The organism is Pseudomonas sp. LB3P81 (genome assembly GCF_054897965.1).
Map to the genome: position 1 here is coordinate 539,932 of NZ_JBUBVG010000001.1, position 17,185 is coordinate 557,116.

General features: G+C 55.3%; 16 protein-coding genes and 7 pseudogenes. 16 read left to right on the forward strand and 7 right to left on the reverse strand.

Features of this window, described 5'->3' with window-relative positions:
* The first annotated feature begins 56 nt into the window (after window positions 1–56).
* From ACYZTL_RS02465 to ACYZTL_RS02485, 5 genes and pseudogenes are all read left to right on the forward strand, one after another.
* Window positions 57–596, forward strand: coding sequence for a TetR/AcrR family transcriptional regulator (locus ACYZTL_RS02465; protein WP_461950434.1), 540 nt, complete (start codon window positions 57–59; stop codon window positions 594–596).
* Window positions 597–776: 180 nt separating this feature from the next.
* Window positions 777–962, forward strand: a pseudogene (locus ACYZTL_RS02470) (cryptochrome/photolyase family protein); the annotation flags it as partial.
* Window positions 959–1,067: pseudogene (locus ACYZTL_RS02475) on the forward strand (DUF2256 domain-containing protein). The pseudogenes ACYZTL_RS02470 and ACYZTL_RS02475, both read left to right, overlap by 4 nt.
* A 432-nt stretch (window positions 1,068–1,499) precedes the next feature.
* Window positions 1,500–2,366, forward strand: a complete 867-nt coding sequence (locus ACYZTL_RS02480) for a patatin-like phospholipase family protein (protein WP_461950435.1) — start codon at window positions 1,500–1,502, stop codon at window positions 2,364–2,366.
* Between the two features lie 255 nt (window positions 2,367–2,621).
* The gene (locus ACYZTL_RS02485) at window positions 2,622–2,831 is read left to right on the forward strand and encodes a hypothetical protein (RefSeq protein WP_461950436.1); all 210 of its coding nucleotides are present in this window, start codon (window positions 2,622–2,624) and stop codon (window positions 2,829–2,831) included.
* A gap of 112 nt (window positions 2,832–2,943) precedes the next feature.
* Here the strand turns inward: ACYZTL_RS02485 and ACYZTL_RS02490 are convergent, their stop codons facing one another.
* Entirely contained in the window at window positions 2,944–3,861 is a 918-nt protein-coding gene (locus tag ACYZTL_RS02490; protein ID WP_461950437.1) for an AraC family transcriptional regulator, read from the reverse strand.
* 165 nt (window positions 3,862–4,026) lie between these two features.
* Here ACYZTL_RS02490 and ACYZTL_RS02495 point away from each other — a divergent pair, with 165 nt between their 5' ends.
* The 5 genes and pseudogenes from ACYZTL_RS02495 to ACYZTL_RS02515 all read left to right on the forward strand — a co-directional run.
* Complete coding sequence (locus ACYZTL_RS02495; protein ID WP_461950438.1) at window positions 4,027–5,076, forward strand: NAD(P)-dependent alcohol dehydrogenase; 1,050 nt, start codon at window positions 4,027–4,029, stop codon at window positions 5,074–5,076.
* A 54-nt stretch (window positions 5,077–5,130) separates the two neighbouring features.
* Window positions 5,131–6,153: an alpha/beta hydrolase gene (locus tag ACYZTL_RS02500; protein WP_461950439.1), complete on the forward strand. Its 1,023-nt coding sequence runs from the start codon at window positions 5,131–5,133 to the stop codon at window positions 6,151–6,153.
* A gap of 86 nt (window positions 6,154–6,239) precedes the next feature.
* Window positions 6,240–6,665, forward strand: a pseudogene (locus ACYZTL_RS02505) (MFS transporter); the annotation flags it as partial.
* Window positions 6,666–6,705: 40 nt separating this feature from the next.
* A protein-coding gene (locus ACYZTL_RS02510; RefSeq protein WP_461950440.1) for an IS3 family transposase occupies window positions 6,706–8,258 on the forward strand; the annotation gives its coding sequence in 2 pieces (ribosomal slippage) (window positions 6,706–7,168 and window positions 7,168–8,258; 1,554 coding nt in all).
* Between the two features lie 38 nt (window positions 8,259–8,296).
* Window positions 8,297–9,109 (forward strand): annotated as a pseudogene (locus ACYZTL_RS02515) (MFS transporter); the annotation flags it as partial.
* Window positions 9,110–9,183: 74 nt separating this feature from the next.
* On the opposite strand, the gene ACYZTL_RS02520 reads toward ACYZTL_RS02515, so the two are convergent.
* Both ACYZTL_RS02520 and ACYZTL_RS02525 read right to left on the reverse strand, forming a co-directional pair.
* Window positions 9,184–9,927, reverse strand: coding sequence for an SDR family NAD(P)-dependent oxidoreductase (locus tag ACYZTL_RS02520; protein WP_461950441.1), 744 nt, complete (start codon window positions 9,925–9,927; stop codon window positions 9,184–9,186).
* A gap of 12 nt (window positions 9,928–9,939) precedes the next feature.
* Window positions 9,940–10,347 (reverse strand): DoxX family protein, encoded by a 408-nt coding sequence (locus tag ACYZTL_RS02525; RefSeq protein ID WP_461950442.1) that lies wholly within the window; start codon window positions 10,345–10,347, stop codon window positions 9,940–9,942.
* A 96-nt stretch (window positions 10,348–10,443) separates the two neighbouring features.
* Here ACYZTL_RS02525 and ACYZTL_RS02530 point away from each other — a divergent pair, with 96 nt between their 5' ends.
* Window positions 10,444–10,824, forward strand: a complete 381-nt coding sequence (locus ACYZTL_RS02530; RefSeq protein ID WP_461950443.1) for a winged helix-turn-helix transcriptional regulator — start codon at window positions 10,444–10,446, stop codon at window positions 10,822–10,824.
* A gap of 114 nt (window positions 10,825–10,938) precedes the next feature.
* On the opposite strand, the pseudogene ACYZTL_RS02535 reads toward ACYZTL_RS02530, so the two are convergent.
* Both ACYZTL_RS02535 and ACYZTL_RS02540 read right to left on the reverse strand, forming a co-directional pair.
* Window positions 10,939–11,076, reverse strand: a pseudogene (locus ACYZTL_RS02535) (cupin); the annotation flags it as partial.
* A 14-nt stretch (window positions 11,077–11,090) separates the two neighbouring features.
* A pseudogene (locus ACYZTL_RS02540) lies at window positions 11,091–11,357 on the reverse strand (cyclic nucleotide-binding domain-containing protein); the annotation flags it as partial.
* A gap of 93 nt (window positions 11,358–11,450) precedes the next feature.
* On the opposite strand from ACYZTL_RS02540, the gene ACYZTL_RS02545 reads away from it, so the two are divergent.
* On the forward strand, window positions 11,451–12,122 hold the full coding sequence (locus tag ACYZTL_RS02545; RefSeq protein ID WP_461950444.1) for a hypothetical protein: 672 nt from the start codon (window positions 11,451–11,453) through the stop codon (window positions 12,120–12,122).
* A gap of 51 nt (window positions 12,123–12,173) precedes the next feature.
* Here the strand turns inward: ACYZTL_RS02545 and ACYZTL_RS02550 are convergent.
* Window positions 12,174–12,416: pseudogene (locus tag ACYZTL_RS02550) on the reverse strand (transposase domain-containing protein); the annotation flags it as partial.
* Window positions 12,410–13,009: a TetR/AcrR family transcriptional regulator gene (locus ACYZTL_RS02555; protein WP_461950445.1), complete on the reverse strand. Its 600-nt coding sequence runs from the start codon at window positions 13,007–13,009 to the stop codon at window positions 12,410–12,412. The gene ACYZTL_RS02555 and the pseudogene ACYZTL_RS02550, both read right to left, overlap by 7 nt.
* 167 nt (window positions 13,010–13,176) lie before the next feature.
* On the opposite strand from ACYZTL_RS02555, the gene ACYZTL_RS02560 reads away from it, so the two are divergent.
* The 4 genes from ACYZTL_RS02560 to ACYZTL_RS02575 all read left to right on the forward strand — a co-directional run bounded on the left by ACYZTL_RS02560 (window position 13,177) and on the right by ACYZTL_RS02575 (window position 17,150).
* Complete coding sequence (locus ACYZTL_RS02560; protein ID WP_461950446.1) at window positions 13,177–14,277, forward strand: alkene reductase; 1,101 nt, start codon at window positions 13,177–13,179, stop codon at window positions 14,275–14,277.
* Window positions 14,278–14,351: 74 nt separating this feature from the next.
* Window positions 14,352–15,140 (forward strand): SDR family NAD(P)-dependent oxidoreductase, encoded by a 789-nt coding sequence (locus ACYZTL_RS02565; RefSeq protein ID WP_461950447.1) that lies wholly within the window; start codon window positions 14,352–14,354, stop codon window positions 15,138–15,140.
* 96 nt (window positions 15,141–15,236) lie between these two features.
* On the forward strand, window positions 15,237–16,106 hold the full coding sequence (locus tag ACYZTL_RS02570) for an alpha/beta fold hydrolase (RefSeq protein WP_461950448.1): 870 nt from the start codon (window positions 15,237–15,239) through the stop codon (window positions 16,104–16,106).
* Between the two features lie 45 nt (window positions 16,107–16,151).
* Window positions 16,152–17,150 (forward strand): NADP-dependent oxidoreductase, encoded by a 999-nt coding sequence (locus ACYZTL_RS02575; RefSeq protein WP_461950449.1) that lies wholly within the window; start codon window positions 16,152–16,154, stop codon window positions 17,148–17,150.
* Window positions 17,151–17,185 lie beyond the last annotated feature (35 nt).

Genomic DNA, 17,185 nt, shown 5'->3' on the forward strand with positions numbered 1-17,185 from the left:
TAGTCACCCTTGCCCCAACTCACCTGATTAATGAGATAGTCAAATGAGGTATGAAAATGAGTACCAGCAAAGCACAGGCGCGGAAAAATCGGGTACGCGTTGTTGAATCAGCTTCAGTGCTGTTCCGCGAGCGCGGCTATGACGGTATCGGGGTTAAGGAATTGATGGCGGGGGTCGGACTCACTCATGGAGGGTTTTACAACCAATTCAGCTCAAAGTCGACACTGATGATCGAAGCTACGTCGTTCGCTCTTTCCCAAATGACTGCTGACTCCAATGCGAGTGACTTCATCAATTACTACGTATCCCGTGCTCACCGTGATTCAGCCGGCCAAGGGTGCGCGATCGCTGCGCTCGGTGGCGATGCTGCTCGTCAACATATAGAAATCAAGTCCGTATTTGAGGCTGGCATAGAGAAGCTAATATCAGGCTTGAGTTCCGGGCTATCCGCTGACGAGCAAAAGGAAGCCCGTGCCAAGGCAGTTTCATTGTTGGCACAAGCGGTCGGAGCCATTGTACTGTCGCGGGCCTGCCCAGATGATGCGCTGCTAGCCGACGAAATCCTGGACACCTGTAAGCAGTCACTCGCCATTTAGTTCGCGCCCAGAAGCATGTTTCACCAGCAAGAGCCCTAATTGTTGGCGCTGATTGAACACTACCCTACCCTGCCGATTGAAATTTGACCTAGGGCGAATTGACGATTTACGCATCAGCAGTTGTGGATTAGCTTAGCCGCTCTCGATGCGAGCAAAGCTAGTGCGGCAGCAGCCATAAGAAATACCCTCCCTTTCAATTCGCTCTACTGGAATTTTCTGATGCGCCACGGCGATCTTCTGCGGGGCAATCAACGCATGGGCATGGTTTACAAAAACCTCGATCGCATGCCTGAATCCAAGCAGCAGGCGCTCTGGCAGCGCGGCCAGACGCTGCTTGCCAAACTCGATGCCGGGGATTCGTTCTGAAAAAGAGTGAGCTCCCGGTCAAGCTTTGCGCGGTCTGCGGTCTGCTGGGCTGAGTTGCGCTATTGCTCGGAGCGTTGCCGGCGACATAGACGCATTGAACGCTGAGCATGCAAGGAATTGGGCGGACGTCGTGCCTTGCCGCGAAGCACCTGTGAGTCTTCGCCATTTCGCAAAGCTCAGCGCCGAATAGATATACATTTTTGGTAATGCTTACAGAACCGACGGGGTTTCTCGCTCAGAAAGGACACTTTATAGACGCTCCAGGCTAAACCGTTGGCACTCAAATTCAGCTTCATGTCTAGTCTGATAGGCCGTCTTCAGACGGAGCTTCTCATCATTGTCATAGATGTTGAATCTTATTGGCGTGGTTTCGCAGAAGAGGCGCAATCCGTTACGCATTGATCCCGTTTCCGTTGGGATTCGGCATCGTCCGGAACTCCAAGCTTGCGACGTCTCGATCATGTGGCGAGCACCCGGAAGTAACGCCGACCCGCCAGCTACACTAATTCGATACATTTCTGCACAGAGACTTCGACCATGGCTACCAAAACCGCAATCGTATTCGCTGGCGGCGGCAGTTTGGGTGCGGTGCAGGTGGGTATGTTGCGGGCCTTGGTCGAGACCAATGTTCGATTCGACATGGTGGTTGGCGCTTCGGTAGGCGCTATCAACGGTGCCTACTATGCCGCAAGGCCCGATACCGATGGCGTCGAGGCGCTCGCCGGATTCTGGCGCGGGCTGTGTAAAACTGACATCTTCCCCCTCTCTTGGTTCGATACCTGTAGAGGACTGATCAAACGGCGTGGCTTTCTGTTGCAGCCGGCGGCCTTGAACCGATTGCTGGGTCAGGCACTCCCCATTCACCGCATTGAGGATGCGGCGCTGCCCCTACACATCGTCACCACCGACCTGCTCAGTGGTGCCGAGACGGTTCTGTCCAGTGGTGAACTTGAACAGGCGTTACTGGCCAGCGCTGCCATCCCACTGGTGTTCCCCTGCGTACAAATCGCCGATCATTTCCTGGTTGACGGCGGCGTGGCGAGCAATACACCTATTTCGACTGCCGTAGCCTTGGGAGCCACCAACGTCGTGGTTATCCCCACTGGGGTGAGTTGCGCCCTAACACAACCGCCCCGAGGCCTGGTCGCCTTAGCCCTGCACACCGTCAATCTGATGAGCATGCGCCAGTTGGTGAGTGACATCGAACACTTCCGCACTCTCACCAGCTTGCACATCGTCCCGCCCTTGTGCCCTGTGGATGTCTCGGTGTTCAACTTTGACCAGACCGAGTCTTTGCTGCAGCGCGCCTATACGCAGACCCTCCGTTGGCTGGAGCGTGGGGGGCTCGAACGCACCAAGGTACCCGGTGCCCTGACCATCCATTCACATGCTCATGAGCATTGAGTGATGTGAATTACCGATAAAAGAGGCTCTCAACACTCAGTGCAATGTTGCGAGAGTACCTGGAGAGGTTGAACGTGCCTCACTTCGATATTGACCTATGCCGAGTGTCCTGTGAGCACTACATCACAGGGAAAGCCGCGATCAATTTCCAGTCTAGTTGGGTTACGCGGACTCAAGATTGTGCTCCGTCCTTCTGAAAGCGTCCCACCTCATTTTTCCTCCTGCTACGCTGACCTCTTCCACGGAGGACTCACAATGTCGAACGCAGACCTACTCCCTTCCCTACTCTTCAAGATCAATCAAAACCAACTCGCCCTCGAAGCCGCGATCATGGAGCCGACACTCTGGGTCGAGCAGCGCGGATCAGCGGAGGTCGCCGGCAACGTTCGTGGTGCTTTGGACACAATCAGCAAAAACGAAGAGTTCATCAACATGACACTCGCTGTGCTGATGACGCCGGAATGACTACGTCATGACATACACCACACCACTCCGCTCTTGCTTGGCTGCATTCCTTTGAAGATCCTCAACGTCAGCTATGGGTTGTGGATTGCACCACTTGTACGCATTGATGTTGCTATCCCGGCCCTCGTAGCACCGCAATATCCCTCTTAGGGGGGACGCCAAACAGACGGCTGTATTCGCGACTGAACTGAGACGGGCTTTCATATCCGACCTTGAAGGCCGCACTGGATACGTCCTGGTGTTCATTGAGCATCAATCGCCTTGCCTCATTCAGTCGCAGCCACTTTTGATACTGCAAGGGGCTCATTGCGGTGAGTTGGCGGAAGTGGTGGTGAAAGGTCGGAGTGCTCATCTGCACTCGGGCCGCAAGTTCATCAACGCGAAGCGCCGAGGTGTAATTCAACTTCAGCCAATCGATGGCTTTCGCGATCCGATAACCTTGGCCATCGACAGAAGTTATTTGTCGAAGCCGGCTCGCCTGATCACTCTGCAAGAGACGGTAGTGAATCTCGCGCTGGATCAAGGGGGCAAGAACAGGGATTGACTCCGGCTCATCGAGCAGTGCCAACAAGCGTTCGAATGAAGCCAGCATCGCAGAGGTCACTGAACCAATTCCCACCCCCTTCGCAACTGATCGATCACGGGTTGGTGGCAGGTCACTTTGTGCTATCAGCTCGGCCAACATGCGCAGATCGAGTTTCAACGTCAGCCCCAGGCATGGCTGTTCCGGGCTTGCCGTTAGCACTTCTGAATTGGCAGGCAAGTCCAATGAGGTGATCAGAAATCGCGACGTGTCATAGGGGTAGCCCTCGCCACCTACCCAGAGCTGTTTCTCACCTCGGGCGACAAGGATGATGCTTGGCTCAACCATGCAGACGATGGGCGGTGCGGGATGTTCTCGTCTGAAGAAGCCGAGGCCAGTAATGGCCGTTCCGTAATCACCTGGTTTCGAGATCTGCGCGCCGATGATCTGCGCAAGCTTTTCTTGTGGCGATGTCTGTTGAGGATCGGTGCTGGGTTTGTTCGTCATATTCGTCTTGTACCTCTTAACTGAACTCTAACTCGCCAACACATGATCGTCCTGCAAAAAAACAGAGACTCATAGAATCAGGCAAGTAATCCAGCGGAATGCACTACAGAGGGTCTGGGCAGAGCGGGAGAATGTTCATCCGACAAACCCATCGAGGATGCTCCCATGCTTGTCAAAGCCTACGGCGCTCACGCGGGCGACAAACCCCTTGAGCCAATACAGATCAACCGCCGCGAGCCGGCAGCCCATGATGTTCAGATCGATATCGCCTTCTGTGGCATCTGTCATTCAGATTTGCACCAAGTGCGCGCCGAGTGGGCAGGCACGCAGTTTCCCTGTGTTCCGGGGCACGAAATTGTAGGTCGTGTATCGGCGGTGGGCCCGCATGTAAAGGATTTTAAAGTTGGTGATCTGGTCGGCGTGGGCTGCATCGTCGATAGCTGCAAACACTGCGACGACTGTGACACAGGCCTGGAAAACTACTGCGACGACATGGTCGGCACCTACAATTTCCCGACACAGGACGCACCTGGCTGGACACTGGGCGGCTACTCCCAAAACATTGTGGTGCATGAGCGCTACGTGTTGCGCATCCGCCATCCCGAGGCGCAACTAGCTGCCGTAGCTCCACTGCTGTGCGCGGGCATCACCACCTACTCACCCCTGCGTCACTGGAACGCCGGGCCGGGCAAGAAGATCGGAGTGGTCGGCATCGGGGGCCTGGGCCACATGGGCATCAAACTGGCTCATGCGATGGGTGCCCATGTTGTGGCATTCACCACCTCTGAATCCAAGCGCGCAGCGGCAAAGGAGTTAGGCGCAGATGAGGTCGTTGTATCGCGCAACCCTGAGGAAATGGCCGCACATACCAAGAGTTTCGACTTCATTCTCAACACCGTCGCAGCCCCCCACGATCTTGATGCTTTTTTGGTTCTGCTCAAGCGTGATGGTGCGCTGACGCTGGTCGGGGCACCGGCCTCGCCGCATCCGTCACCCAACGTCTTCAACCTGATCATGAAACGCCGAACGATTGCCGGCTCGATGATCGGTGGCATCCCCGAAACACAGGAGATGCTCGATTTCTGCGCCGAGCACGGAATCGTCGCCGACATCGAACTGGTTCGAGCAGACCAGATAAATGAATCCTACGAGCGAATGCTCAAAGGTGACGTCAAGTATCGTTTCGTGATCGACAACTCCACATTGGTTGATTGAGCGCCTCAGATTCCAGAGCGCAAATGAACACAATCCAAAAGTAAGGAATATCGAATGAACAGACTCTTTCTTGCCCTGGGGCTGCTTATCGCCTCTTTCTCATCAATGGGAGCTGATATGTCTAACGGTGCTGACAACTTCTACAAAAGCGAAAAGGTCATCGCGGAAAAGGTCACCTTTAAAAACCAATACAAGATGAACGTTGTAGGGAACCTCTACATTCCTAAAGGGGTGGATCCCAAGACCAAGAGCCCCGCGATCATCGTAGGGCACCCAATGGGCGCGGTGAAGGAGCAGAGCTCCAACCTGTATGCCCAAAAGCTCGCCGAGCAAGGTTTCGTGACATTGGCGATTGATCTTTCGTTCTGGGGTGAAAGCGAGGGGCAGCCCCGTCAAGCTGTGTCGCCGGACATCTACGCTGAGGATTTCAGCGCAGCGGTGGATTTCTTGGGCACACGGCCTTTCGTTAACCGTGAGCGCATTGGCATCATCGGCATTTGCGGCAGCGGCGCCTTTGTTATCAGCGCGGCCAAGATCGACCCTAGACTGAAGGCAATTGCAACAGTCAGCATGTACAACCACGGCGACCTATATCGCAAAGGTTTGGGTAACTCGACGACCCCAGAACAGAAACGCACGGCACTTGCCGAAGCGGCAGAACAACGCTATGTGGAATTCACTGGCGGCGCTACCAAGTTTACCGCCGGTGCCCCATTGAAGCTGACAGGCAATGCCATAGGCGACGAGTTTGTGGACTTCTATCGCACTCCTCGCGGCGAGGTAACCCCTGCCGGCGCATCGCCGCAGACTTCCACCATGCCGACGCTGACCAGCAATGCGAAGTTCTACAATTTCTACCCGTTCGACGACATCGAGACCATTTCGCCACGTCCGCTTCTGTTTATCGCCGGCTCCGAGGCTCATTCCCGTGAATACAGTGAAGATGCCTACAAGCGTGCTGCGGAACCTAAAGAACTGGTCATCATCCCTGGCGCCAACCATGTCGATCTCTACGACCGGGTCAACCTCATTCCATTCGCCAAGTTGACCACCTTCTTCAAAAGCAACCTGAAGTAGCCTGTTCGGTGCCCTGGCCGGGCATCGCTTCTCTCGTAGCCTCGTTCTCGGGGCTACGACGCTTCGTGCAATACAGGATTCAAACAATGACTGATCACTCCCTCCCAGGGCCCCATAAATCATGGGGCGCCGTATTCGCCATGTCGCTCGCCGCCTTTGTGCTGGTGGCATCGGAGTTCATGCCCGTAAGCCTGCTGACACCGATTGCCTTAGATCTGCATATCACCGAGGGGCAAGCCGGTCAGGGAATCTCCGTGTCGGGACTGTTTGCCTTATTCACCAGTCTGCTGATCGCTTCGGTAGCCGCGCGGGTTGACCGTAAACCACTGCTCCTTTCCCTGACGTTGTTGATGATCCTGTCCGGAACTGTGGTCGCGTTCGCCCCGAACTACTGGGTGTTCATGATTGGCCGCACGCTGATCGGTGTTGCGATAGGTGGCTTCTGGTCATTGTCGGCGGCAACCGCCATGCGCCTGGCCCCCGGTGTCAGGATAGTTGTCGCCTCTCCGGTTTTTCCTAAAAAAGCATATCGGGGGCGGAAAGAGACTGGTCGTGCCGTACTATTCACCTGAACGCAGAGCCGCATTACTCAAGATGCTGCTTCCCCCACTGAACCTGTCGATGGCCGAGGTTTCCCGGCGCGAAGGGGTCAGCGAAATGTCTTTGTCCAACTGGCGCAAGCAGCTCAGTTCTGAAGGAAGTGCAGTGTCCGAAAACAAGCAATCGGCTCAGAACTGGTCAGCCGAAACCAAGTTTGCTGTCGTCCTTGAAGCGGCCGGTTTGTCCGAGATCGACCTGGGCGAGTATTGCCGCCGCAAAGGCCTTTACCCCGAGCAAATCACTGCCTGGCGACAAGCCTTCATCACCGGCCAGAAATCGGAAAAGGCCCAGCAAAAAGAAGATCGGGAGCAGTCTCGCAAAGATAAGAAACGCATCCAGGAACTTGAGCGCGAACTGCGCCGCAAAGACAAGGCGCTCGCTGAAACAGCGGCGTTGTTGGTGCTGCGAAAAAAGCTCAACGACTACTGGGGGACCGACAACGAGGACAACTGACGTCTTTGCCAGAACGGCAGTTACTCGTGGACTGGCTGAGCAACGCGGTCGCGGCGGGAGCCAGAAAAATCAGGGCCAGCCTGGAAATCGGTCTATCGCTGCGGACTTTGCAACGGTGGACTGAAACAGACGTTATCCAGGCCGATGCCCGAACGACTGTCACACGGCCAACGCCGCGAAATGCACTAAACGAGGCTGAGCGACAGACCATTGTGACGCTGTGCAACAGCCTGGAGTACGCCCATCTGCCGCCGAGCCAGATCGTGCCGCGCCTGGCCGATCAAGGGCGCTATCTGGCGTCGGAGGCAACGTTTTATCGCGTCTTGCGTGCGGCGGGTCAACAGCAGCATCGAGGTCGTAGCCAGCGCCCCAGGCGGCACGCGGCCCCAACGACGCATGCGGCTGAAGCGCCCAATCAGGTGTGGTCATGGGACATCACGTATCTGCCGTCGCCGATACGCGGCAAGTATTACTACCTCTATCTGATCGAGGATATTTACAGCCGCAAGGCCGTGGGCTGGGAGGTCTACGACGCGGAAAGCGGCGAGAAAGCCGCCGCGCTGCTGCAACGCAGCGTGATCGGCGAGCAGTGTTTACACGAACCGCTGGTGCTGCACTCGGACAACGGAGCGCCGATGAAATCGGTGACGCTGTTGAGCAAGATGTACGAACTGGGCATCACGCCCTCGCGGGGCCGACCGCGGGTGAGCAACGACAATCCCTACTCGGAGTCGCTGTTTAGAACACTGAAGTACTGCCCGCAATGGCCGCAGCATGGCTTTGCCAGTCTGGACGCCGCACGAGCTTGGGTGAGGGATTTCATGCGCTGGTACAACAACGAACACCGGCATAGCCGTATCCGGTTCGTCACACCGGCTGAGCGGCATCGAGGACTGGACCATCAGGTCTTGGCCCGGCGACATGAGCTGTACGAACGAGCCAAAGAGAAAAAGCCGGAACGGTGGTCGGGTTGCACACGTAACTGGGAGCCGATCGGCACCGTGCTGTTGAACCCGGATCGAGAGCAACAGGTCGAGAAAAGAGCGGCATAGTTAGACGGTTGACGCGACAACTACCTTGAAAAACGCCGCTGGTGCCTGATGACCAGATCACTCGCGCAATGGCCATCATCAACGGCGGCAACGCTTTGGCGACGGTTATTGCAGCGCCATTGGGTAGTTTTCTCGGCGCCTTGATTGGCTGGCGCGGCGCATTTTTGTGCGTCATCCCAGTCGCGATAGTCGCTTGTGTATGGCTGTTGTTTAGCCTTTCATCGATGAAATCGCAAAGCGGTTCAGGCACTGGCAACGTCTTCAAGTTAATGAAAAGCACGCCGGTGGCGTTAGGCATGGTGGCGGTGAGCGTGTTTTTCATGGGCCAGTTCATGCTGTTTACCTATTTGCGCCCGTTTCTTGAAACGGTCACGCACGTCAGTGTTTCAATGCTGTCGTTGATGTTGCTCGTCCTGGGCCTTGCGGGCCTCGCAGGAACCTTCCTGATTGAAGCGTTCTTGAAAAATGGCCTGCATCGAACGCTCATCGTCATCCCGATCTTGATGGCGGTGATTGCACTGGCGCTGGTTTCATTCGGCAGCTCGGCGGCGACTACCACTGTCTTGCTGGGCCTATGGGGACTGGTTGCGACTGCAGCGCCCGTGGGATGGTGGACATGGCTGGCGAGAACGTTGCCAGACGCTGCTGAAGCGGGAGGCGGCTTAATGGTGGCGATCATCCAACTAGCAATCGCATCAGGGGCAACCGTTGGCGGGCTGGTCTTTGACTTGAGTGGCTATCGAGCGACTTTCGAGTTGAGCGCAGCCTTGCTGGGCGTGGCAGCCGTTCTTGCCTTCCTGGCTGCACACGTAGCGACGCGGGAGTCTCCTGCATTGGCGAACATCGCTTGAAAATAACCACAAGACACGCCAAGGCATGCCTTGTGGTTTCGGTTGAGCATACTCTCGGAAGTTGGACGTGACAGTCAGCGTGCGCTGTCGATGATTTGACCACCGTCTGGCGTCAGGCTGTACCCGGTCAGGAACTGCGCATCCTTGCTGGCGAGGAACAGCACGACCGGCGCAATATCCTCTTCTGGCGATCCATAACGGCCAAGTGCGTTGGTGGGTGCAGGCGCATTGGCAGCTGCACCCCAAGTGTCTGCAACCGGCATGACATTGTTTACCGTGATTTTGTCTGCGCCCCACTCCCTTGCCGCCGAGCGAGTCAAGGCACGCACCGCCTCCTTAGCCATGTTGTAAGGGGCATAACCCTGCAACCCGATGACACCGGCCAACGACGCAAAGTTGATGACTCTACCCTCCCCGCTGGCTTTGAGATGTGAATAGCAGGCTTGCATCGTCCGGAGATAGGCAATCGGCCCCATCTCTAAATTGCGTTGCAGTTTCTCGGTCGACAGATCGAGAACCGATGAAAAGACGACTGAGGGGTCGAAGGCATTGTTCACAAGAATATCGATGCGGCCATATTCAACCACAACCTTTTCGACGGCGGCATTGATCTGATCCAGGTCGGAAATATCACAGACTACTCCGAGGGCAACGCCGCCCGCTGCCTGGATCTCAGCGACAACACCAGCCACATTCTCAGCCGTCCATGAAACAACGGCTACCTTCGCGCCTTCTTCTGCAAAAAGCTTTGCGGTAGCGCGGCCAATACCACGACCGGCTCCAGTGACGATGGCTACTTTTCCATTGAGTCGGGACATATGTATCTCCAGTTATTCAGGGGTTACTAAATGTGCCGCTGGTGCTTGCATGTAGGGTGACTGCACGTCACGAGCGGCGTTTTGGGTGACGAAAGAAGTGATCAGCAACACGAGGCAAATAGCAGCCGGCAACGCCCCACTAGGCTTGCGCACATTGATGTGAGCAAACGCAGAGAGCAGCAGGTGATAAAGCATGCCAGCGTAGGCAAGATCGCTAAGCGGCACGTTGAGGCGCAGAAGAATGGCGACCACTGCCAGGATCTTCACTGCAATGAGCAGCGGCATTAGAGTTGCGGGATAGCCGAGGTCAGCGAGTGCTTGACGCACCCACTCTCTTTTAACCAGGTACAGAGTCGCCGAGGCCAAATACAGCAACGACAGCAGTGTCGTACTGATCCAATAAATGTAGATTTCAATCATGGGCGTTTTCCTAAGCGAACCTTAATGCGTCGACTTAGGTCAAAGATGTCGCCTAATATGAAAAGCTACAAGTAGGATGAAAAAGTGGTGCTTAGTATGGAAAACCAGACTATTGATGGCGATCAGATCAACATGCACGAGGAAATGCGCCGTGCATTTGCGCTCCTCTCAGGCAAGTGGAAGCTGGAAATCATGTGGTTGTTGAACCAGCGAATCTATCGCTTCGGAGAACTTCGCAAGGCGATCAGCGGCATCACCCAGCACATGCTGACAGCACAACTTCGTGAACTTGAAAACGATGGCCTGGTATCGCGAACAGTCTTCGCAGAAGTCCCCCCACGCGTCGAATATGAGATGACGGCAAAGGCCCGTGCGCTCGGGCCAACGATGGAGGCACTCGCGTTATGGTGGAGTGAGTATGGAAAAAGCGTGCCGGTGAAGCCAAGCTCACGCGGTCGCAAACCTAAAAGCGGTTAAGCCTTGAGTGTTGCCGCCCGATTGACCTTCGAATCGCTTTGAAGCAGGTATGCGCTAATCGCGGCCAATGGCTGCGTTACCTGTCCAGCTCAATCTGCCTCGACACGGAACGTACTACTTCCAATATTTACGTAAGGCGCCATGCACGCCTTGCACCGGGTCTTGATTTGGAAACGACAGCTCGTCGATTCTCGCCAGTTGCGACTTGCTTGGTGCCTCGCGACATATGTCTGCATGCTGTCCCGGCGGGTAACGTCATAGGTTCTTGGTAAGCCATCTAGAAGTGGTACTTCTCCGAACCAATCTCCAGATGTCAATTGAGTAAGAAAGAGTTGGCGTCCACTAGCTCCTAGGCTATTGACTCGCAAGGTACCCTGAATCACACGAAACATTCCTATTGGTTCAGAGCCCTGAGGAAACACTGCCTCTGATTTTACCAACGTCTTGACCCGAGATGCCTCAAGTAAGATCGCGTCCACCTCGGGCGGTAGAGAGAAGGATGGGGATGTAGCCTTAGGAGATAGTTCAGACATTGCCAAAACCCGACAATCTTGTTTTGAAGGCTCGGATAGTATCAAAAGCGCCTAGCCTGTAGACGACAGGCATACCTGAAACAGGAGCATAGAATGTACGTAGGTCACTTCGCCATCGGCCTGGCAATCAAGGCCCGCTATCCCAAAATCCCTGCGATACCCATCATGATGGGAGTTGGTTTTTTGGATCTGCTCGATGGGATTTTCATCATTCTCGGCTTCAACACCGTCACCCCCAATTTAAACAGCGGGCCGTACCTGTTCTTTGATCTGACCTTTATCGATTGGGATCACTCATTGCTTGCCGCTGTATTCTGGTCAGCGATTTGGGGACTGCTTTTCATAAAACATCGCCCAGTGGCAGTTGTGGCAGCGTTGGCAGGCTTCTCTCACTTCATCGCTGATTGGCCGATGCACAACAGCGATCTAGCACTGTATCCCCACTCGGTTGAACATTACGGTTATGGCCTATGGGGCAAGCTGGGGACTGCCTCTTGGATTCTCGAAGGAGTTTTCTCAGCCGTGCTGGCAGCCTATGCATGGCGGCTCAGTGCGCGACGCGGTGTGAGCTTGCTTTGGCCTTGTGTGGTGCTGGTTGTCTTGTTTTTGCAGCTATCCCCAGTCGCTTCACCCATGAAGCTTGTTGCCACTCTCGATGAACCTCTGACGCATATACTTCACGGGGTTTTAGTCTCGTTAGGCTTCCTGATTCCAGGGCTGCTGATGTCATGGCTTTTGAATAGAAGTGAGCGATTGCACGAGTGAACATCAAACAATCGCTTTAAAGGTAAGCGTGCGGCGTCTCGCCTTGCTTGATTAATCCGGCTGCCACTTGTGCGGCAGCAACTGATCGATTTCACTCGCCCGCTGCGTCGGCAGGCGCGAGAGAACATCCTTCAGACATGCATACGGATCATGACAATTCGGCCACGCAGACTGTATCAAGCTCATGATCGCTGCCGCCCGTTTTCCGCTGCGTAACGCCCCTGCGAAGAACCAGTTCTTGCGTCCAAGAGCTCATGGCCTGATTTGGTTTTCGGCCCAATTGTTGTCTATGGGTTCCCCTGCGGCTCACTATCTGGGGACAACGGCAATGACGCAATTATCTCAGCGTGGCAAACCTCGAGTATTTCATCAGCCAGAGAAGAATCATCTGGGCAGGCGCGCGACAACATGACGGCACCGATTGCATGCGCCAGCATGTCGATCATTTTTGCCCGTACCCCATCCGGCGGCGCGTCTTGCCTCGTTTTGTACTTTTCTTCGAGCGCCGCCAGCGTGCTTTCTACCCCGCTGGCAAAGGTGGCTTTCAACTCATCTGATTGACGCGCAGCGTCTCCACAAAGGGCCGCCATGGTGCAACCGCTGCCCCTGCCGTCTCGGTGATCCCTCGACACATAAAGATCGACGAACTCAGCAACGTCGAGACCTTCGGAACTGGTCAGCGAATGCGAAAGACTGTTCGCTGCCGCTTCAGCCATCAAATCAGCCTTGGAGCCGAAGTGCTTGTAGAAACCGCCTTGCGTAAATCCGGCTGCTGCCATGAGTTCAGCCACCCCCACGCCATCGTAGCCACGCTCGCGAAACAGCTCTGAAGCCGTCTCAACGATGTGAGCTCTATTGGCGAGTGATTGTGCCTTGGTGATCTTCATTTCCCGCGCCTCTGCATCTCAAAGCAATGCCCTCATCATACTATGATGTCGATCATAATCAAAAGCATTGACAGTTTTGAGTATGATCGACATCATAAATACGCCAATGCGAAAAATCCCTGGCACGGCGCATGTCGCCTTCATTAATCAACGAGTATGGAAACGATATGAACGATAAGACGTTATTTGAGCCGTACACGCTCGGCTCGCTGACACTTTCCAACAGAATCGTGATGGCTCCGCTGACGCGTAACCGTGCGGGAGAAGGCTTCGTCCCGAGCGAGTTCGCTGCAACCTATTACAGCCAGAGAGCCTCTACAGGCCTGTTGATCTCCGAAGCCTCGCAGATCTCGCAGCAGGGACAGGGCTACCAGGATACGCCCGGTATCTACACACAGGCGCAGGTTGATGGCTGGCGCAAGGTCACCGATGCCGTCCACGCAAAAGGCGGACGAATTTTCCTGCAACTCTGGCATGTCGGACGCGTATCGCACGTTGACCTGCAGGAGAACGGTGCGGCTCCGGTAGCACCCTCCGCTCTCCGTCCTGCGACCAAGGTGTTCGTCAATAATAGTTTCGTAGACGTTTCAGAACCGCGAGCGCTTGATATCAGCGAGCTTCCTGGGATCGTTAATGATTTTCGCCAAGCGGCGGCAAATGCCATCGCTGCAGGATTCGATGGCGTAGAGATCCATGGTGCGAACGGCTATTTGCTGGATCAGTTCGTCAAAGACGGTGCCAACATCCGCACCGATGCCTACGGTGGCTCGATTGAAAATCGCGCTCGCCTACTGCTGGAAGTGACGGCGGCGGTAGTAGCCGAGGTCGGTGCAGAACGCACAGGCATCCGTATATCGCCAGTTTCGCCAGCCAATGGTGTCTCCAGCAGCGAACCGCAGGCCCAGTTTGACTACATTGTCGACCAACTCGATGCCTTGGGCATTGTGTACCTCCATGTGGTCGAAGGCGCGACTGGCGGGCCGCGCGATATTGCGCCCTTCGACTTTGGTTCTTTGCGCAAACGCTTCAAAAACACTTACATCGCGAACAATGGCTACGACGTGAATTTGGCCACCTCTCAACTCAACGATGACAAGGCTGACTTGATCGCCTTTGGACGTCCCTTCATAGGTAACCCGGACTTGGTGGCGCGCCTTAAAACCGCTGCCTATTTGTCGGCATTCGATCCTGCGACCCTGTATGGCGGCGGTGCAGAAGGCTACATCGACTACCCAACCCTTGCTGAATCCGGTACCCGTCACGGCTGAAAATCACGTCTGCGCACGTCCTCCGGACACCACGCATGACTCGCCTATCGATATCCGAAACTGAGGATCAATTCATGAGCATCCCTACCACCGTTCTCATTACCGGCGCTTCCACTGGCATCGGCGCTACCTACGCCGAGCGCTTTGCACAACGCGGACACGACCTCGTACTGGTTGCCCGCGACAAAGGGCGGCTGGATGCTCTTGCAGCGCGGCTGCGTGAGCAACACAACGTCACCATTGATGTTCTCCAGGCTGACCTGACCCAAATCAGCGATCTGACCACGGTCGAAGCTCGCCTGCGCGACGACGCCAGTATTGGCATCCTGGTGAACAATGCAGGCGCCGCACAATCCGGCAACTTTATCGAACAATCCACCGACAGCGTTGCTCAGTTGGTTACGCTCAACACTACCGCACTGGTACGGCTTGCCAGCGCCATCGCCCCACGCCTGGCACAAGCCGGGGACGGCGCGATTATCAACATAGGCTCGGTTGTTGGTCTGGCACCTGAGTTCGGGATGACGGTCTACGGCGCGACCAAGGCGTTTGTACTGTTTCTCTCTCAAGGTATGAGCCTGGAGCTGTCGCCCAAAGGCGTCTATGTGCAAGCCGTTCTGCCGGCAGCCACTCGCACCGAAATCTGGGAGCGAGCGGGCATCGACATCAATACCCTCAGTGAAGTCATGGAAGTGGGTGATCTTGTCGATGCCGCGCTGGTCGGTTTCGATCGTCGCGAGCCAGTGACGATCCCACCCTTGCAGGACGCCGCTCGTTGGGATGCCTTGCAGGCCGCACGCCAGGGCTTACTGTCGCAGATCAGGCAATCCGATGTCGCCGAGCGCTATCAAGCCAAGGCGTAATCATCGTGCAGCAGGCGCTGGTGCGCAGCACTCGATTTAAAAGCGCCTGCAACACAGTCTCACTTGCAGCTTTTCGACCCGCATCACGGGGCAAACATGAATATTCAAGACACAAAACTTCATCCCGGATCGCGCACGCAGTTCGTAAATGCAGCGAACAAATGGATCAAGGTCGAAGGAGCAGCGTTCGCTTACCGTGACATAGGCCCCAAAGGTGAGTTGCCGCTCGTTCTGCTGAACCATTGGGGCGCAGTGCTGGACAACTTCGACCCACGGATCATGGATAGGCTCGCAAGCACCAGGCGCATCATCGCCACTGACTATCGGGGAATCGGCGCCTCAGATGGCACCGCCCCTGCGACGGTCAGCGAAATGGCAAACGATGCCATTGCTGTGATTCGTGCGCTGGGGTTCGAAAAGGTCGACCTGCTGGGTTTTTCACTCGGAGGATTCGTGGCCCAGGAAATTGCTCTGAGCGCCCCTGAACTGGTGCGCAGACTGATTCTGACCGGTACGGGGCCTGCTGGCGGTAGCGGCATCGACAAGGTCTGGTCAGTGTCATGGCCACTGATGCTTAAAGGTTTGCTGACGTTGCGCGATCCGAAGACCTACCTATTCTTCACCTCTACGATCAATGGCCGGCGAGCCGCCAAGGATTTTCTGAATCGCCTGAAGGAGCGCAGGAAAGATCGAGACAAAAATCCAACGCCAACCGCTTTTTTGCGGCAGTTGAAAGCCATTCACGCCTGGGGCAGACAACCCCCACAAAATCTCAGTCGCATACAGATACCGACGCTGATCGCGAACGGTGACAACGACATCATGGTGCCCACGATGAACTCTACCGACTTGGCAAACCGGATCCCGAATTCACACCTGATCATTTACGAAGACGCAGGGCATGGCGGAATTTTTCAACATCATGCCGACTTCGTGGCGAAAGCGACGGCATTCCTAGATGCCTGAGGATGCTCCGTCATTCCCATTTCAAGCGATGAGAGTTGAATCAATATGAAGGCTTTTTTAATCGATCGTTACGGCAAGCATAATGGACGTATTGGCGAGGTGCCTGCCCCTGAATTGGGTGCCCATGACGTCCTGGTTAAAGTGCATGCCACAAGCGTCAACGTGCTCGATTCGAAGATCAGTAAAGGCGAATTCAAACTGATCTTGCCGTATTCATTCCCATTGATACTGGGCAATGACCTGGCTGGGCTGGTGGTTGGCGTGGGCTCAGCTGTGCGGCGCTTCAAACCAGGTGACGAAGTCTACGCGCGCCCTCCTCAAGAGCGCATAGGCACTTTCGCCGAGCTTATTGCGGTGGAAGAAAATGCACTCGCGTTGAAACCCAAAAATATCAGTATGGAAGAAGCTGCTTCCCTCCCCCTGGTCGCTCTGACGGCCTGGCAGGTGCTGGTTGAAACAGCCAGGTTGCAAAAAGGGCAGAAGGTCTTTATTCACGCCGGTTCCGGCGGTGTTGGCACCATCGCAATCCAGCTCGCCAAGCATCTGGGCGCCTTCGTTGCGACAACCACCAGCACAAACAATGTTGAATGGGTTAGAGCGCTGGGGGCGGACGTTGTCATCGACTACAAGAAGCAAAACTACGAAAGCGTTTTGCAGGGCTACGATGTCGTATTGAACAGCTTGGGCGCGGATGAACTGGAAAAGTCGCTCAACATACTGAAGCCAGGTGGCCAGCTCATCTCCATCTCGGGGCCGCCGACGCCACAATTCGCTGAAGAGCAAAAACTGTTCTGGGGATTGGGTTTGGTGATGCGTCTGTTGAGCGGCGGTATCCGCAGAAAAGCGCGCAAAAAAGAAGTCAGCTATGCATTCGTTTTTATGCGCGCGAGCGGTGCTCAACTGGGTGAAATTACTGCTCTCGTCGAGTCCGGCATTATCAAACCGGTGATCGACACAACCTTCCCTTTCGAATCGACAGCCGAGGCTTTGCGCTATGTCGAACAAGGAAGATCGAAAGGCAAAGTAGTCATTAAGCTGGTCTGACCGAACTCCAAACACGTTCTCGAGAACATAAATGG

What these genes read in the sequence shown, in the direction of transcription:
- ACYZTL_RS02530 (WP_461950443.1), top strand. Translation starts at nt 10,444, where the DNA reads ATGGAAAACCAGACTATTGATGGCGATCAGATCAACATGCACGAGGAA.
- ACYZTL_RS02570 (WP_461950448.1), top strand. Translation starts at nt 15,237, where the DNA reads ATGAATATTCAAGACACAAAACTTCATCCCGGATCGCGCACGCAGTTC.
- ACYZTL_RS02555 (WP_461950445.1), bottom strand. Translation starts at nt 13,009, where the DNA reads ATGAAGATCACCAAGGCACAATCACTCGCCAATAGAGCTCACATCGTT.
- ACYZTL_RS02565 (WP_461950447.1), top strand. Translation starts at nt 14,352, where the DNA reads ATGAGCATCCCTACCACCGTTCTCATTACCGGCGCTTCCACTGGCATC.
- ACYZTL_RS02485 (WP_461950436.1), top strand. Translation starts at nt 2,622, where the DNA reads ATGTCGAACGCAGACCTACTCCCTTCCCTACTCTTCAAGATCAATCAA.
- ACYZTL_RS02520 (WP_461950441.1), bottom strand. Translation starts at nt 9,927, where the DNA reads ATGTCCCGACTCAATGGAAAAGTAGCCATCGTCACTGGAGCCGGTCGT.
- ACYZTL_RS02480 (WP_461950435.1), top strand. Translation starts at nt 1,500, where the DNA reads ATGGCTACCAAAACCGCAATCGTATTCGCTGGCGGCGGCAGTTTGGGT.
- ACYZTL_RS02560 (WP_461950446.1), top strand. Translation starts at nt 13,177, where the DNA reads ATGAACGATAAGACGTTATTTGAGCCGTACACGCTCGGCTCGCTGACA.
- ACYZTL_RS02575 (WP_461950449.1), top strand. Translation starts at nt 16,152, where the DNA reads ATGAAGGCTTTTTTAATCGATCGTTACGGCAAGCATAATGGACGTATT.
- ACYZTL_RS02545 (WP_461950444.1), top strand. Translation starts at nt 11,451, where the DNA reads ATGTACGTAGGTCACTTCGCCATCGGCCTGGCAATCAAGGCCCGCTAT.
- ACYZTL_RS02465 (WP_461950434.1), top strand. Translation starts at nt 57, where the DNA reads ATGAGTACCAGCAAAGCACAGGCGCGGAAAAATCGGGTACGCGTTGTT.
- ACYZTL_RS02500 (WP_461950439.1), top strand. Translation starts at nt 5,131, where the DNA reads ATGAACAGACTCTTTCTTGCCCTGGGGCTGCTTATCGCCTCTTTCTCA.
- ACYZTL_RS02495 (WP_461950438.1), top strand. Translation starts at nt 4,027, where the DNA reads ATGCTTGTCAAAGCCTACGGCGCTCACGCGGGCGACAAACCCCTTGAG.
- ACYZTL_RS02525 (WP_461950442.1), bottom strand. Translation starts at nt 10,347, where the DNA reads ATGATTGAAATCTACATTTATTGGATCAGTACGACACTGCTGTCGTTG.
- ACYZTL_RS02490 (WP_461950437.1), bottom strand. Translation starts at nt 3,861, where the DNA reads ATGACGAACAAACCCAGCACCGATCCTCAACAGACATCGCCACAAGAA.